The following is a 15480-nucleotide window of genomic DNA, read 5'->3' on the forward strand; positions in this document are numbered from 1 at the left end:
GGAACCTCGGGGGTTCCCCGATGCTACCAGCCCCTCAGCGCTGCGCCTCCTCCAGCGCGCCCTGGGCCGCTTCCCAGTCACTCATGGCGTAGGCCAGGTCCGCTTCCAGCGTCTTCTGGGCGTCCAGTTTAGTGCTGAAGGCCTGCCAGTCGGCGGGATCCATAGCGGCCATTTCCTTCTGGAGATCCGCCAGCTTCGCCTCCAGGTCGGAAACGTGGGCCTCCGCTTCGGCCACTTGCTTCTCGAAACGCTTCACGGCCCGCTGCTTGTCCTTGTCGATGGGTCGGGGCTTGGGAGGCTGGCTCGGCGCGGTGGAAGGGCCCTGAGGCTTCGCCGCCGGGCCGGGCTTCGCCTGGGACGAAGGGGATTTTCGGGGAGTCTCGGGTTCCGGGCTGCCGGCATCATCGTCGGCGCTCAGATCCAGATCCACCCAGGCCTGGTGGTCCTCGTAGCCGCCTTCGCGGAACTCGGCCTTGCCCTCGTGGATGCGCAGCAGCGAGTCTGCCACGCGACCCAGCAGGTAGCGATCGTGGGTCACGACGATAGCCGCCCCCGTGAAGCTGAGGATGGTGTCCTCCATGGCTTCCATGCTGGGGATGTCCATGTGGTTGGTGGGTTCGTCCAGCAACAGCAGGTTCACGCCGTGGCGGATGAGGGTGGCGATGCTGAGGCGCGCGCGCTCGCCGCCGGAGAGGGCCGTCACGGGCTTGTCCACCTCATCCCCGCGGAACTGGAACTTGGCCAGGAAGCCCAGCACGTCCTGCTTGAGGGCCTGGGGATTCACGGCGTGGATCTGCTGGAACACGGTGTTGCGGGGATCCAGGTTCCGGTGGTGCTGATCGAAGTAGCCCAGCTTCACCTGGCTGCCCAGGCGGGCCCGGCCCGTGATGAAGGGGATCTCTTCGGAGATGGCCTTCAGCAGGGTGGACTTGCCGGTGCCATTGAGGCCCACGATACCCATCTTCTGGCCGCGCTTGATCTGGAGCTGCTCCAGGGGGGCGTAGAGCGGTTTCCCACCCCAGCCCACACTGGCGTTCTCCAGCACCAGCGCCACGTCGCCGCTGCGTTGGGTCTCGGGAAAGGTGAACTTCACTTTCCGCCGGTCCTTCAGGGGCTTCTGGATGCGGTCGAGCTTGGCGAGGTGCGTACGGCGGCCGCGGGCCTGCTTGGTGTTCTGGCCCGCGATATTCCGGCGGATGTACTCTTCCTGATTCTTGATGTAGGCCTGCTGCTGCTCGTAATGCCGCTCCAGCAGCTCGAGTTCCTGTTCCTTCTTCTCCATGAACTCGGAATAGTTGCCGTCGTAGGCCCGCGAGCGGCCCAGCTCCAGCTCCAGGATCTCGGTGGCGATCTTGTCCAGGAAGTAGCGATCATGGCTGATGACGGCCACGGTGGCGTCGGTGTCCTGGATGAAGGCCTCCAGCCAACGCAGGCTGGGCAGGTCCAGGTGGTTGGTTGGCTCGTCCAGCAGCAGCAGGTCCTGGCCCTGGAGGATGGCCTTGGCCAGCATGACGCGGCTCTTCTGGCCACCCGACAGAGTCTCCACCGGGCGCTCGAAGTCCGCGGGGCCGAAGCCCAGAGCCTGGAGGATGCTTTCCGCCCGTGCACGGATGGTGAAGCCATCCATGTGCTCGAAGGTTTCGGTCACCCTCTGGTAGCGCTCCATCACTTCGTCAAGGTCTGCGCCGGGTTCACCCATGCGGTGCTCCAGCGCCCGCATCTCATGCTGCAGGCGCTCCACGTCGCCGAAGGCCGCCAGGGCCTCCTCCAGCACGCTGCCCTGCGTCTCGGGGATGAGATCCTGGGCGTAGTGGCCCATGCGAATGCCGCGTTCCTTCGTGGGCCGCACCACGGTGCCGCCATCGGCTTCCAGCTCGCCCAGCAACAATTTGAAAACCGTGCTCTTGCCGGCGCCGTTGCGGCCGATGACACCCCAGCACTCGCCCTCCTGGATGGCCCAGGTGACATCCTTCAGCACCTCTTGGGGGCCGAAGCGAAGATCCACATGGTTGAGGGATGCGAGCATGTCCGGAGCTTTCAGTGTTCAGCAAGAAGGCCACCTTGCGGTGGCCTTCTGTTTGGTGGAGCCAATCGGGATCGAACCGACGACCTCTTGCATGCCATGCAAGCGCTCTCCCAGCTGAGCTATGGCCCCAATCGGGAAGACCCAGTATCACACTCCTTTTCAGCTTCTGCAAGCACAGATCATCGAGGCGTCAAGCGCAGCCGTTGGCCGGCCTGGATGCGGTCGCCCTTCATCCGGTTCCAGGCTTTGAGATCCTTGGGATCCAGACCGTACAGGCGGCCGATGGCGGCGAGAGTCTCCCCCCGCCGGACCACATGGGACCGTGGCGCGGCCGCGGCGCCCTTCGGGACTTCAGCAGAGGCGAAACCCGGCAGCTGGACCAGGTCTCCAGGATGCAGCGCCTTCGCGGCCTCTGGATTCAGGCGCAGCAACTGGCCGAGAGGGATCCGCCTCGCCCTTGCGATCTTGGCGAGCGTGTCACCGGCCCTGGCGCGGTAGGTGGCACCTTCCTGGTCTGGATCACGCGTGGCCACCGGCGCGACAGGCGGATTCACCTTGGCCGCAATGGATGGTTCATGAGTCGCTGGGGCTGGCCGCGTGGTTTCCGCAACCACCGGTACGGGCGATGCCCCCGCAATCCCGGTTCCCGGAGCACCTGGAGCAGTGGGCGTGGAGGCTCCCCCCGGGCCAGGATCGACGGGGACGACCGGCAGCGGTTCCAGGGGGCGATCCCCCAGCAGCTTCACCCGCTCGATGCGGGGCGCGAGATCGCGGGCATCCAGAGCGAGACTGGGGGCAGGCGGCACCAGCAGGCGCTTCCCGGGCTTGAACTGTCTCGCGGAGATGTCGTTGGCATCCAGCAAGTCCTCCGGCGCCAACCTGAAGCGCTTCGCGACTTTGGCGAGGGTGTCACCCTTCCGTACGGTGTAGTGCTGGAAGTCCAGCCGTTTGCCGGCGGGCATGCGGGCGAGCTGACGCAGGCACTCCAGTGCCTTGCCCGGGGGCACCCGGAGGGTGTAGCTGCCCGGGGGCGTGGAACCTCTCAGCAGCTCCGGATTCAGGGCCTTCAACGTGGCGGAATCGGTCCCGGCACAGCGCGCCAGCACCGTGAGGCTGGTCATGGTGGGCACAGTCACCGTCTCGTAGACATATGGCGCCAGGGGCACGATGTTCAGGCCGTACCGCCCGGGGTTACGCCCGACCAGGATCGCCGCGCAGAGTTCGGGCACGTAGTTCTTGGTCTCGGTGCGCAGCCACCGGGACCGGGCCAGATCCCAGAAGTTCCGGGTGCCGATGTTCTGGATGGCACGCTCCAGCGTAAGTGGCCCAGCGTTGTAGCCGGACGCCGCCAGGTACCAATCGCCCGAGATCTCGTAGAGACGCTTCAGGTAGCGGGCCGCCGCCCGGGCCGACTTGACGGGATCCCGCCGCTCTTCGATCCAGGCGTTCCCGGTCAATCCGTAGATGCGGCCTGTGGAGCGGATGAACTGCCACATGCCTACGGCCTTGGCGCGGCTCTTGGCCTCGTTGCGGAAGCCCGATTCGATGACGGCCAGGTAGGCCAGATCCTGTGGCACGCCCTCTTCGGCGAAGACCTGCCGGATCATGGGCATGTAGACCGATGCCCGGCCCAGGGCGTTTTCCATGAAGCCGCGCTTGGTGGTCGTGAAGAGGCTCACCCAGGTGAGCACCTTGTCATTCAGGTCGATGGGGAAATCGTAGGTGGCACCCTGCTCTGCCACTCGGACCTTCTCCAGTTCGCTCCGGAGTTCCTCGCCACTGAGGGAGATGACCTCTTCGGCAGCTTTCAGGCCCGGTTCCGCTTCGCCTGGAGCCTCCGGCGCCTCCGCCGAGAGTTGCTCCTGGACCTCCTTCAGCCGCTGGAGCAGGTCCTGCACCTCCAGCCTCCGGAGCAGTTCCGGCGACCAGTCGGCAGTGAGGACATCGGCCTCGTCGGCCCTGGCCTCGGCCGTATCTTCATCTTCCGCCTCCAGAGCCTGCTCCGCAGCCTCCACGAGGGATCGCAAGCGGGCCAGCCGGGCCGCATCCGACTCGAGCGCCCGGGCAGGGGCGACCACGACCTGGGGCTGGGGGGACGGTGGGGGTCCCAGGACCGGCACCGTCCCCCAGAGCAGGGCTGTCAGAAGCGGCAGCGGCATGAGCCTAGTGGCTTTCCGCACTCACCAGGGCTTCGTAGGCGGCGGCGTCCAGAAGGTCGCCGGCCAGAGCACCAGTCAGCTTGATCTTGACCATCCAGCCCTTGCCATAGGGATCCTCGTTCACGGCTTCCGGATGATCCGCCAGGGCGGCGTTCACTTCGAGAACCTCACCGGCGGAGGGCATGTTCAGCTCTGAGACGGTCTTCACGGATTCCACGGTGCCGAATTCCTCGCCCTGGCCGAAAGCCGCGCCGGCTTCGGGCAGATCCACGAACACCACATCGCCCAGGGCGTCCTGCGCATAGTGGGTGATCCCCACCAGCGCGGTGCCATCACCGGCAGGCTTCAGCCATTCGTGGTCCTTGGTGTACTTCAGGTCGGCAGGGAACATGGATCCTCCAGGTTGTGTCGCTTGTTGACTGAGAGCTGACGAATGGTGGCTACTTCTGCCGCTTGTAGAACGGCGTGGGGATGATCTCGGCGTCCACGGCCCGGCCGCGGATCTCGATCTGGAAGCGACCGCCGGTCTTGGCCAGCTCCGTGGGGACATAGGCCAGGCCGAGGTTGATACCGCAGGTAGGCGAGGGCGCGGCGCTGGTGACGAAGCCGATCTGCTTGCCGTCTTGTACCACCGGCATGTGATCGCGGGCGATGTCGCGCTTCTCCAGGGTCTTGAAGCCCACCAGCTTGCGCGGCGCGGGGGCGGCCTTGGCGGCGAGCAGGGCCTCGCGACCGATGAAATCGCCCTTGTCCAGCTTTACGATCCAGCCGAGCCCGGCCTCCAGCGCATGGATGGTGTCGTCGATCTCATGACCATAGAGGGCCATCTTGCATTCCAGGCGCAGCGTATTGCGGCAGCCCAGGCCGGCGGGCAGCAGGCCATGGGATCCACCGGCCGCCAGAACCGCGTTCCAGAGTCGCTCGGTATCTCCCGTTGCGCAGTAGAGCTCGAAGCCATCCTCACCGGTGTAGCCAGTGCGGCTGATGAGGCACTTGATCCCGGCCACCTCGCCATGGGTGAAGAAGTAGTAGCCGATGGGCTCCAGCGGGGTCTTCGTCAGAGGCTGGAGGATGCCCACGGACAGCGGGCCCTGTAGGGCGATCTGGCCGGTGATGGGGCTTTCGTTCACCACCGTGCAGTCGAAGCCCTTGGCGTTCTGCTGCACCCAGGCGAAATCCTTGTCGGAATTGCCCGCGTTCACGACCAGCAGGAACTCCTGCTCGCCCTCGCGGTAGACCAGCAGGTCGTCCACGAAGGTGCCGTTCTCGTAAAGAAAGGCCGTGTAGTGGACCTGGCCGATGGCCAGCTTCGAGACGGCGTTGGGGGTCAGGTGCTCGACGAGGGCCAGGGCGCCGGGGCCCTTCACGCGGATCTCACCCATGTGGCTCACGTCGAAGAGGCCGGCCTTGGTGCGCACTGCCTCATGTTCGGCCAGGATTCCCGCCGGGTACTGCACGGGCATGTCCCAGCCGCCGAAATCGACCATCTTGGCGTTGAGGGCCCGGTGGGCCGCGTTCAGCGGCGTCTTCATCAGCTCTGTGGCGGAAGTGGACATGCGAATCTCCAGTGCGAAGCCCCAGTCTATCGCCGGGGAACCCAAGGCAGAAGGCCCGGTAATTCCCAGCCCACGCTCCACAGACCGCCTGGTTCCCGTCTTGTGACAAGACGCACAGCCAGGGGTAGGACGATGACGCCGGTCTCCGCTGCCCGATCCAACTCCGCCGCGTAGGCCGAGTCGATTCCCCGGGCCGCATCGAATCGGTCCACATCGGTCCGATGCACGAACAGCGCGATGGCCGCCCGATGCCCCTCGCGCACCATGGCCTGCAGCTCACGCAGGTGTTTCGTGCCGCGCGCGGTGACCGCATCCGGAAACAGGGCCCAGGGCCCGTCCTTCAGTGTGGTGTTCTTCACCTCGATGAATACCTGGCGCCCCTCCTCATCCAGGGCCAACACGTCGATGCGGCTGTTCTCCGCACCGTATTTCACTTCGGTGCGCACTTCGCGCAACCCCGGAAGGCCCGGAAGCGCATCCCGCCGCGCGGCCTCCGCCACCACGCGATTCGGCATGCCTGTCTCCACCCCCACCCACCCGCCGGGGCGTTCCACGACCAGCCAGGTGAACTTCAGCTTCCGGTCCGGGTTGGCCGAAGGCTCCAGCAGCACCCGGTCGCCAGGCTCCCAGCAGGTCTTCATGCTGCCGGTATTGGTGGTGTGGGCGGTGACGATGGAACCATCCTCGAGTCGCACATCCGCCAGGAACCGCTTATAGCGAAGGAGCAGCGTGCCCGGGACCAGGCCGGACTTCTCGATCAGGATCATGGCCACTGGGCCAGGATGCGGTCCACAGCCTCCGGCAGATCCGCCGCCACCAGGTCCGCCGCCGATCCATCCACCTCGGACCCGTAGCCCGTGCGGACCAGGGCCACCCTGCAACCGGCGCGGCGCCCGGCGTCCAGATCAATGGCCTTGTCCCCCACCATCCAGGAATTCGCCAGGTCGAGATCGTGCTCTGCGGCCGCCCTGATCAGCATGCCTGGATTCGGCTTGCGGTCCGGATGGTCCGCCACGGCGTAGTCCCCCTGCCCCTTCTCGTGGTGCGGCGAGGCATACACCGCGTCGATCCTGGCGTTCTCAAGAGCCAACAGCGTTCCCATCCTGCTCATGACGGCGGCAAAATCCTGCCACCCGTACTTCCCCCGCCCGATGCCGCTCTGGTTGGACACCACCACCACGGGAATGCCCCGGGCGTTGAGCCGGGCCACGGCTGAAGCGGCGCCGGGGATCATCACGAGGCGATCCGGGTCGCTGAGGTAATCCACCTCCTCGTTGAGGGTGCCGTCGCGATCGAGAAAGACCGCGGGCCTCATGGGAGCCACTCCGCCACGCACACATCGAACTGGCGGGATCCCCGTGGGTTCCGACCGCTCACCCAGAGCAGCTTCTTCCCGTCCGGGCTGAAATGGGGGAAGGAGTTGAAGAGGCCGGTCCAGGTGATCCGCTCGAGTCCGGTGCCATCCAGGTTGACCCTGAACAGATCGAAGCCCCGCCCCTTGCCCTGGTTGTCGTGATGGTTCGTGGCGAAGACGAGGCCCTTGCCGTCCGGAGTGAAGATGGGGGCGAAGGCCGCGCCGGGCAGTCGGGTGACCTGGCGCTTGCCGCTGCCATCGGCATTCATCACCCAGATGTCCATCTCCATGGGCTCGACCAGGTGCTGCCTCAGCAGGTCCCGGTATTTGGCCGTGGCGACCTCGCCCTTGGGGTAGTTCGTGCGCCAGGCGATGAGCTTCGAATCCGGGCTGAACACGCCGCCCCCGTCATAACCCACCCCGTTGGTCAGGCGCAGCAGGTGCTTCCCATTGAGGTCCACCCGCCAGAGGTCCACATCGCCGCCCCGCTCACTGGTGAAGACGATCCACCGCCCGTTGGGCGCGACTGTGGCTTCGGCATCATAGCCCGGCGAGGGCAGGAATGCCTTCGGCTCGCCGCCAGCGGCGGGGACGATGTAAAGGTCGAAGCCCTGGAAGACCGGCCACTGGTACTTCCCGGGCGTGAAGGGCGGCGCCGGGGGACATTCAGGCCCGTCCCCATGGGTGCTGGCGTAGAGAATCTCCCGGTCGCCGGGCAGGAACCAGCCGCAAGTGACCCGCCCCTTCCCCGTGCTGACCCGCTTCTGATCCGTGCCATCCGCGTTCATGGTGTAGAGCTGGTCACAGGGGTATCCGTCCCGGGTGCTCTGGAAGACGATCCGTTTCCCATCGTTTGACCAGTAGGCCTCGGCGTTTGAACCGGTATTGGTGAGCTTTTTCACACCTCGCAGGTGGACCTCCCGGGTGTCCCTCAACGCATCCCCAGCCGCGGGTCGGGCCTCCGGCCCGGGAGAGGCGGGTTGGGCCCAGAGGAGCAGCGGGCAGAGGCAGGCAAGCAGCGTTCGTTTCATGGTCGCCTTCTTCCAGTTCAAACAGGGACTGGAGCAGGATGCCAGAGATGGCACACTGTTGGGCCGTTCCGAGGTTCTCCCCATGATCGACAAGCGCATCAGCACCGCCCTGGAAGCCGTGCAGGACATCCCCGAAGGAGCCCATCTCGCCGTGGGCGGTTTCGGCCTCTGCGGCATTCCCGAGCACCTCATCGCAGCCCTGGCCCAGACCGGCGTGAAGAACCTCACCTGCTACTCCAACAACGCCGGGGTGGATGATTTCGGGCTGGGCATCCTCCTGAGGAACCATCAGATCCACAAGATGGTCAGCAGCTACGTCGGTGAGAACGCCGAATTCGCGCGGCAGTTCCTCAGTGGCGAACTGGAGGTCGAGCTGGTGCCCCAGGGCACGCTGGCCGAGCGCATGCGGGCTGGCGGAGCCGGCATCCCCGCCTTCTTCACCCCCACCGGAGCGGGCACGAAAGTGGCCGAGGGCAAGGAAACCAGGCGGTTCCACGGTCGGGAATGCGTCATGGAGGCAGGCATCTTCGCGGACTTCGCCCTGGTGAAGGCCTGGAAGGCGGACCGCCTGGGCAACCTCGTGTACCGGAAGACCGCCCGGAACTTCAACCCCATGGCCGCCACCTGCGGGAAGGTCTGCATCGCCGAGGTGGAGGAGATTGTCGAAGTGGGGGAACTGGATCCCGATGCCATCCACACGCCGGGCATCTTCGTTCACCGGCTGGTGCTGGGTACCGCCTTTGAGAAGCGCATCGAGAAGGTGGTGACGCGGGTCAATCCATCGGAAGGTTGAGCCGGACGATGGATCCCTGCGCCGTGGGCAGGAGCTCGACGACACCACCATAGGCGGCCATGAGGTGGGCGCAGGACGGCAATCCCGTACCGGGTCGGCGGCCTGCATCCTGGGGCGGGTCTTCGGGCCGCAATCCAGAGAAAGGTTCGAAGGCCCGCTCGATGAGCTCGGGGGCGATGGGGCCGCCATCATCCTCCAGTTCCAGGCGGTAGTGCCGCTTCCCGCCCCAGGAGCGCAGGTGGATCTGCCTGGCCCCCCCCTCCAGGGCATGGGACACGAGGTGTCCGAGCAACTCGGAGAAATCCGTATAGACGCCGAAGATCAGGTCCCGGGGGGCCTGGAGGTTGAGCTCCACCGGGAATTCCGGGGCCAGGGTCCCATCCGCCTGGAAGATCTCGAGTTCCTGCCGCAGTAGGTCGTGCAGGTGGATCCACTCGGGGGCACTGGCCTCAATCTGGCCCGCGCGGCGGAGCAGGGCCCGGACCAGGTCGTCCACCTGGGCGATGGCGTGCCGGACCGACTCCATGGACTGGTGACAGACCTTCCGCTCCTCGGGTGGCGGAATATCGGCCCGTTCCATGTACATAGACAGAGTGTGGCTCTCCTCTTTCAGGGTCCGGACCGGTAGCTGGAGCCGCTGGGCCATCTTCAGGAAAAGGCCGCCCAGCGCGGTCTTCCGGTCCTGGGCGCCCAGGGCGCGTTGGGCGTCCTTGAGCGCCACATAGGTGGATTCGAGCCCTTCGTAGCTGGTGCCGAGAGCACGGCTGGTCTCGTCCAGGTGCGAAATGAGCTCGGCGTTCTCCAGACTCACCTGCAGGATGCCCGCGTACAGGGCGGCCAGTTCCGTCTCGAAGGGCTGGAAAACGCTTCCCGCGCGATCCGCCGCGAGGAACCCCAGCAAGCGGTCTGCGCCTGAACGGCTGCGCATGGGCAGCAGCATCGCCTGGGTTTTCGGATCCCACAGCCCCAAGTCGATCCCCTGCTCCCAGACGTCGGTCTGGCGGAGTTCCGCATTCACGAGCACCGCTCCCCGGGGAAGGGCCTCCGCCCCGGAGACAAGCGCCTGCTCCCCGGGCAGCACCGGAGCTTCCATGAAACCGCCAGGGGTCCAGGTCCGCCCCTCGAAATAGGCACCGCTCGTGTGGAGACGGTAGGCGCTCAGATGGTCGAGGCGCAGTTCCTCCCGCAGCTGGCCGAGCACGCGCGACAGGATCTCGTCGGGATCCCGGACGGGGATGGTGTCCTTGCTGAGGTCGAGCAGCCTGGAGAGGTGATGGCTGCGCTGCTCCAGCGCCACCTGGGCCTCCAGAAGTTTCCGGTTGCCCTCCTGGGCCTCCCGGAGCTGGGTTTCAAGGTGTTCCACCACCTGATGCGTGAACTGGCGGAGGGCCACCCCTTCCCGGCCCTGTTCAAGCCGGTCCCGGTGACCGCCCAGGTAGGATTCCACCTGCCCCACGAACAGGAAAGGGTCAATGGGCTTGGAGATGAACCCGTCGCAGCCGGTCACCAGGGCGGTTTCCCGGTCGCTGCGCATGGTCTTGGCCGTGAGCGCGACGATCAGAACGCCATCCATGGCCGGGTTCTGGCGGAGCTTGGTGGCCACTTCGAACCCAGACAGACCGGGCAGGTTGATGTCCAGGAGGATCAGGACTGGCTTGAGCTGCAGGGCCAGTTCATAGCCTTTGAGCCCATCGTCCGCCCAGTGCGGTTCGAAGCCGGCCTGCGAGAGGAGCCGCTGGACCAGCCGCCAGTTCATGGCGTTGTCCTCGATGCAGAGGATCTTCTGAGCGCTGCTCACGCATCTCCTCCGGATACAAGGGGCATCTCCACCACGAAGGCGCTGCCTACGCCCTTCCGGCTGGTGGCACTGATGCGACCGTTCATCAGCCCCATGAACCGCTGGCTGATGGCCAGCCCCAGGCCAGTTCCGCCGAAGCGCCGGGAAATGCTTCCGTCCACCTGCTGGAAAGGCTTGAACAGACGGCTCAGATCCTCCTCGGTCATACCGATGCCCGTATCTTCGATTCGGACCAGGAACCGCCCCGCCGTGGCTTCTGCGGCGATGCGCACGGACCCGCTCTCCGTGAACTTGATGGCGTTGCCCACGAGATTGGTGAAGACCTGCCTGAGCCTGTCCGGGTCGCCCATGACCCGGACCGGACCGTCGGGGCGCTCGTATTCGAGGTGGATGGCGCGGTCCTGGACCAGACCCGCCGCCATGGCTTTCACCTCATCCAGCAGCACCACGGGATCCACCTCCTCCAGTTCCAGGTCCATCTTGCCCGCCTCGATCTTGGAGAGGTCCAGGATCGAGTCGATGAGCCCCAGGAGGGAACGACCATTTTGATAAATGATCCTTAGATCCTCTTTTGCTTCTGCGCCCATATGCCCGCCTGGATCCTGCATGAGCATCCCCGAGAAGCCGATGATGGAGTTCAGTGGAGTCCGCAGCTCGTGGCTCACGTTCGCCAGGAACTCATCCTTCATGCGGTCCACCTCCTTCAGCTTCTGGTAGCTGGTGAGCAGGCTGTCATTCAGTTCGCGCAGTTCCTGGGTCTTCTCCTGCACCTTCTCCTCCAGGGTGCTGGCCCAGGCCCTGAGTTCCACCCGGCTCTGCTCGAGACCGCGGGTGCGCTCCTGGACGAGCTGTTCGAGATTGGCCCGGATCTCCTCCAGCTCCCAGATGGTCTCCATGAGCTGGCGGGTGCGCTCCTGGACCCGGTACTCCAGCAGGCGATTCTGGCGCTCGATCTCATCCCGTGAGACCCGCAACTTGTCGGTCATGACTTCGAAGGATTGGCTCAGGTCCTGGATCTCATCCCGTGTGTAGACCTTCACGGAGACCGTCTCCAGATGGCCCTGGGCCACCTTCTGGGCCGCCTCCGTGAGTTGGATCACCGGGCGAAGGTAGCGGTTCGACAGGAAGACCGCCACGCCAATGCCGAGCACCAGGGTTACCAGGCCCACGGCCAGGCTGGCGCGGATGTTCTCGCGGACGGCCCGCTGGGTCCCCTCGGTGGTGAAACCGAGGACCAGCGTGCCCACCTGATCGGCGCGGGGCTCCTCGTAGAAGACCGGCGCCACGGCCACCAGCATGCTGCTTTCCCGGCGGGTGTACGTGTGCGAGATGCCATCCTGCAGGACCTGGCCCGTGGCCCATTCCGGGGTGGTGGGGGTGCTGTCCAGCGCTTCCCCGTTGGAGCCATAGACGGCGCTGAACCGGAAGGAGGGGATGTTCTGGACGCCCTGGAGCACCTTGGCGATGTCCCGGGTGTTGCCTGTACTCACCGCCGGACCCAGCGCATAGCTCGCCGTCTCAGCCACCTGGCGCGCGCTCAATTCAGCCTGGGTGCGGATCTGCTGTTCCACCCAACGCGGGTAGTACAACAGGTTGAAGGCGATGAACGAGAGGACCAGGATGCTGATGACAGCGCTCAGCTTGGTCTTGATGGACAGACGATACATGCAGGAGGGCCCGGGATGCGGCTTCCAGCCTAGCAGGTAGCGGGGTTACAGCTTGAAGAGGTTCACTTCCCGGTTGAGCATGTGGACTTGGACGCCCAATTGCTCCACGGCCCCGCTGGAGGCCTCGATGGCATGCTCGCTCTCCACGGCCTTGCCGAGCACCCGGTTCATGGTCTCCTTCAGGGACAGCACATGATTCTCCTGCCGGGCCAGGATCTCGTGGAGGCTGCTGGCCAGGGCCCGGACCTGTTCGGTGGCCCTGGCGATCTCATCGCTGCCGGCACTCTGTTCCCGGGTGGAATCGCGGACCACGCTGGTGGCCTGCTGGACGTTCATGGCCAGTGACAGGATGTAATTGCTGGTCTGTTGCTGCTCTTCGATGACCGAGCGGATGGTCTCCACCTGGTGGTGGATATTGCGGTTCGCCTCGTGGATGAGGCTGGCCTGGCCGCCCTGCTGGAGAGTCTCGCTGAGGATGCTTTCCACCACCCGGTCCATCCCGCCCACGGATTCGAGGATCGCCTGGAGGGCCTCCTCGCTCTGGCCCACGGACTCAGCCCCATCCCGCACGGCATCGATCCCCGTCTCCACCTGCTGATAGGCCTTCCGGATCTCGGCCTGGAGCGTGCCGATGATCTGCTGGATCTCCTGAGTGGAGCGCCCGGTCTGCTCGGCGAGCTGCTTGATCTCATCGGCCACCACCGAGAAACCCTTGGCCTGGCCGTCCCCGGCCGTGCCGCTCTGCGAGGCGATGATGGCCGCATTCAGGGCGAGCAGGTTCGTCTGCTGGGCATGATCCCCGATGTAGTCGAGGATCTTGGCGATGTCCGTCCCCAACTGGAGCAGGGTGCGGGTGGTGGCATGGAAATCCTGGACGACCCGGTCGATGACCTGGATCTTGTCCCGGTTCCGGGCCACCAGTTCCATGCCCCGGGCGACAGTGTGGATCACGTTCTTGGCATAGCGCTGCGCGATCTTCACGTTGTCGTCGATGGCGGAGGTGCTCTGCTCCAGGTTCTCCGCGAACTCCCGGGTGTGCTCGGCGTGATCGGCGAGATGGTCCACGTTCTTGGCGACGTTCTTGATGGAGATGTCGAAATCGCGGATGGCGGAAGTGATCCCCTCCACCACCAGCAGCAGCTCGTCCATGCTCTGGTTGATCTGCTGCACGCTGGCGGCCATCTGCACGATGGTCGCGTTGGTGTTCTCCGAGGCCAGGCTCAGTTCCATGGAACTCGCGCTGATGCTGATGGAGGTGTCGGTCAGCTCGTTGATCTCCTCGTGGAACGACTCGATCAGCTCGCGCTGACCATGGCTGGATTGGCGGACCCCGTCGGCGGATTCCCGGATCGCGCTCGAAGCCCGGGCCAGGTCGCGGCTGGCCGCGCGGATCTGGACCACCATCCCACGCAGGCTGCCCACCATGCGGCCAAAACCCTGGACCAGGGAGGCCACCTCATCGTCGCTGTAGACCAGTTCCAGCGTATCGATGCGCCCTTCCCCGACCCGCTTGGCATTGCGGCTGAGCAGCAGCAGCGGCTGCTGGACGTCGCGGAGGATCAACTGGATGAAATAGATCAGGAAGATCCCGGCCAGCGCCAGGATGGCCAGGTTGGGGCGCAACGCCTTCCAGATGGCGTCCGCGTATTCCGCTTCGGGGATCACCGCCCTGAGCTTCGATCCGTCCGGAAGCGGTTGCACCACGACGATGTCCCCGGCTCCACCGGCCTGGAGGCGGGACCCGAGCAGTCGCCCGCCCTTGCTCACCGGAAGCTGGAGTGAGATGCCTCCGCCTGCCCCCAGCTTCAGGGTCCCCATGAAGGCATCAAGGTCCTCTGGCGTTGTGTTCATCTCCTGCACGAAGGCCACGGAGTCAGCCAGGTTGGCAAGCTCGTTCGTGGCATAACTCGTGACTTTGGTGCGGATGGAGGACTGGAGTGTGAGTCCCGACACCAGGATGGAGAGCATGAGCACTCCGCCTGTCATGGCCAGGATGCCGAAACCGAACTTGGCCCGCAGGCTGGTGGCAAAGCGGGTTTGCGACTCGGTGAACCCGGGCTGGCCCGCCAGGAGCCGGTAGACCTTCATCAGGTTCTGCTTGGCCAGGAAATACTGGCTGATGGCCGCCAGGGCGGCCAACACCAGAAACATGGCCACCGTGACCGAACTCACCAGGATGCTCTGGCCCAAGTAGAGCTTCTCCCAGGGGTAGGCTCCTGCGCTCAGGCAGACCCCCAGGTAGAAGAACAGCAGGGATGAGGTTTGCGGGAAGCGGGTCAAAAATCGGTAGAGATCCGGTCCGAGGGTCCCGCCAGCCAGGGTCCGGCCCAAGGGCCGAATTTGGAGCATGGAAACCCCGGCAGCCAGCCCCAGCAAAGCCAGCGCGGCCGCCATCCCCCCGAAGGAGAGATGGAAATCGGCCGGGGCTGCGAACCAGAACAGGACGAAGCCCACCGTGAAGGCCGAGAGCCAGACGAGCCCCGTGCCTCTTCGGAGGCGCGTGAGCACCAGTTCCAGGACCGCCGGGTCCAGCTGGGCGGGTACCTCAACCTTGAGTTCGGGTCGGGGTCCAGAGATGAAATCGGGCTGCGCCATATTCGCGTGTTTCGGCCAAAACCCAGCCGTCCTGTAATTCCAGCCCGGTCCGCCGATCTGTCTCGAAGACGAGGACTCCCCCGGGGGCGATCCAGGACCTCAACCGGGTGGCCATCCGGTCCCACAAGGCCCCGGCCTGGTCGTAGGGCGGATCCAGGAACACCACGGCCTGATCCCGGAATGCATCCTCCGGCAGGCGCCGCAGGTCGGTCTGCATCGTGTTGATCCCCGTGCCTTTGGCATTCAAGGTCAGGCAGGACCATCCAGGTTCGGAGGCCTCCACGCAGGTCACCGGCCCGTACCCTCGGGAATGGGCCTCGAGCCCCACGGCCCCGGTGCCGGCACACAGGTCCAGGAAGGGACCAGAGGGCCAGCGCTGGAGGATGGAGAACAGGGCCTCGCGGGCCCGATCCGAAGTCGGCCGCACCCGCAGGTCCCCCGGCGGTGGCGCCACAAGCCGACGTCCCTTCAGGGTTCCGGCAATGATCCGCATGGCGCCTG

The 15480-nt window shown here is 65.5% G+C and carries 12 protein-coding genes and 1 tRNA gene; 1 reads left to right on the forward strand and 12 read right to left on the reverse strand.

Going from position 1 to position 15480, the window contains the following annotated elements:
- Positions 1–34: 34 nt before the first annotated feature.
- The 8 genes from abc-f to NOV65_RS02965 all read right to left on the reverse strand — a co-directional run bounded on the left by abc-f (position 35) and on the right by NOV65_RS02965 (position 8126).
- Positions 35–2026 carry a ribosomal protection-like ABC-F family protein gene (abc-f, locus tag NOV65_RS02930; RefSeq protein WP_257304132.1) on the reverse strand — a complete coding sequence of 664 codons (1992 nt, stop codon included), beginning with the start codon at positions 2024–2026 and terminating at the stop codon, positions 35–37.
- A gap of 53 nt (positions 2027–2079) precedes the next feature.
- A tRNA-Ala gene (locus NOV65_RS02935) sits at positions 2080–2155 on the reverse strand.
- A gap of 50 nt (positions 2156–2205) precedes the next feature.
- Positions 2206–4185 carry a LysM peptidoglycan-binding domain-containing protein gene (locus NOV65_RS02940; protein WP_257304134.1) on the reverse strand — a complete coding sequence of 660 codons (1980 nt, stop codon included), beginning with the start codon at positions 4183–4185 and terminating at the stop codon, positions 2206–2208.
- A 4-nt stretch (positions 4186–4189) separates the two neighbouring features.
- Positions 4190–4576 (reverse strand): glycine cleavage system protein GcvH, encoded by a 387-nt coding sequence (gcvH, locus tag NOV65_RS02945; RefSeq protein ID WP_257304136.1) that lies wholly within the window; start codon positions 4574–4576, stop codon positions 4190–4192.
- A gap of 49 nt (positions 4577–4625) precedes the next feature.
- Complete coding sequence (gcvT, locus tag NOV65_RS02950) at positions 4626–5741, reverse strand: glycine cleavage system aminomethyltransferase GcvT (RefSeq protein ID WP_257304138.1); 1116 nt, start codon at positions 5739–5741, stop codon at positions 4626–4628.
- Positions 5742–5767: 26 nt separating this feature from the next.
- Positions 5768–6508 carry a DNA/RNA nuclease SfsA gene (gene sfsA, locus NOV65_RS02955; protein ID WP_257304140.1) on the reverse strand — a complete coding sequence of 247 codons (741 nt, stop codon included), beginning with the start codon at positions 6506–6508 and terminating at the stop codon, positions 5768–5770.
- Complete coding sequence (locus NOV65_RS02960; protein ID WP_257304141.1) at positions 6505–7056, reverse strand: D-glycero-alpha-D-manno-heptose-1,7-bisphosphate 7-phosphatase; 552 nt, start codon at positions 7054–7056, stop codon at positions 6505–6507. The genes sfsA and NOV65_RS02960 overlap by 4 nt, the downstream gene beginning before the upstream one ends.
- Positions 7053–8126 carry a TolB family protein gene (locus NOV65_RS02965; protein WP_257304143.1) on the reverse strand — a complete coding sequence of 358 codons (1074 nt, stop codon included), beginning with the start codon at positions 8124–8126 and terminating at the stop codon, positions 7053–7055. The genes NOV65_RS02960 and NOV65_RS02965 overlap by 4 nt, the downstream gene beginning before the upstream one ends.
- An 82-nt stretch (positions 8127–8208) precedes the next feature.
- Here NOV65_RS02965 and NOV65_RS02970 point away from each other — a divergent pair, with 82 nt between their 5' ends.
- Complete coding sequence (locus tag NOV65_RS02970; RefSeq protein WP_425250835.1) at positions 8209–8919, forward strand: CoA transferase subunit A; 711 nt, start codon at positions 8209–8211, stop codon at positions 8917–8919.
- Here the strand turns inward: NOV65_RS02970 and NOV65_RS15530 are convergent.
- From NOV65_RS15530 to NOV65_RS02990, 4 genes are read right to left on the reverse strand one after another with little or no spacing between them, the layout of a single operon-like run.
- Positions 8900–10717 (reverse strand): response regulator, encoded by a 1818-nt coding sequence (locus NOV65_RS15530; RefSeq protein ID WP_257304148.1) that lies wholly within the window; start codon positions 10715–10717, stop codon positions 8900–8902. The genes NOV65_RS02970 and NOV65_RS15530 overlap by 20 nt on opposite strands.
- Complete coding sequence (locus NOV65_RS02980) at positions 10714–12384, reverse strand: sensor histidine kinase (RefSeq protein WP_257304152.1); 1671 nt, start codon at positions 12382–12384, stop codon at positions 10714–10716. The genes NOV65_RS15530 and NOV65_RS02980 overlap by 4 nt, the downstream gene beginning before the upstream one ends.
- Positions 12385–12429: 45 nt before the next feature.
- Entirely contained in the window at positions 12430–14979 is a 2550-nt protein-coding gene (locus NOV65_RS02985; protein WP_257304154.1) for a methyl-accepting chemotaxis protein, read from the reverse strand.
- A complete protein-coding gene (locus NOV65_RS02990; protein ID WP_257304156.1) occupies positions 14930–15472 on the reverse strand; it encodes an RsmD family RNA methyltransferase in 543 nt (180 codons plus the stop codon). Before NOV65_RS02990 ends, NOV65_RS02985 begins: the two co-directional genes overlap by 50 nt.
- Between the last annotated feature and the right edge of the window lie 8 nt (positions 15473–15480).

It is taken from the genome of Geothrix campi (assembly GCF_024609265.1).
Classification (GTDB): domain Bacteria; phylum Acidobacteriota; class Holophagae; order Holophagales; family Holophagaceae; genus Geothrix; species Geothrix campi.

Coding starts and splice junctions, on each gene's coding strand:
- abc-f (WP_257304132.1), bottom strand. CDS start 2,026: ATGCTCGCATCCCTCAACCATGTGGATCTTCGCTTCGGCCCCCAAGAG.
- NOV65_RS02940 (WP_257304134.1), bottom strand. CDS start 4,185: ATGCCGCTGCCGCTTCTGACAGCCCTGCTCTGGGGGACGGTGCCGGTC.
- gcvH (WP_257304136.1), bottom strand. CDS start 4,576: ATGTTCCCTGCCGACCTGAAGTACACCAAGGACCACGAATGGCTGAAG.
- gcvT (WP_257304138.1), bottom strand. CDS start 5,741: ATGTCCACTTCCGCCACAGAGCTGATGAAGACGCCGCTGAACGCGGCC.
- sfsA (WP_257304140.1), bottom strand. CDS start 6,508: ATGATCCTGATCGAGAAGTCCGGCCTGGTCCCGGGCACGCTGCTCCTT.
- NOV65_RS02960 (WP_257304141.1), bottom strand. CDS start 7,056: ATGAGGCCCGCGGTCTTTCTCGATCGCGACGGCACCCTCAACGAGGAG.
- NOV65_RS02965 (WP_257304143.1), bottom strand. CDS start 8,126: ATGAAACGAACGCTGCTTGCCTGCCTCTGCCCGCTGCTCCTCTGGGCC.
- NOV65_RS02970 (WP_425250835.1), top strand. CDS start 8,209: ATGATCGACAAGCGCATCAGCACCGCCCTGGAAGCCGTGCAGGACATC.
- NOV65_RS02980 (WP_257304152.1), bottom strand. CDS start 12,384: ATGTATCGTCTGTCCATCAAGACCAAGCTGAGCGCTGTCATCAGCATC.
- NOV65_RS02985 (WP_257304154.1), bottom strand. CDS start 14,979: ATGGCGCAGCCCGATTTCATCTCTGGACCCCGACCCGAACTCAAGGTT.
- NOV65_RS02990 (WP_257304156.1), bottom strand. CDS start 15,472: ATGCGGATCATTGCCGGAACCCTGAAGGGACGTCGGCTTGTGGCGCCA.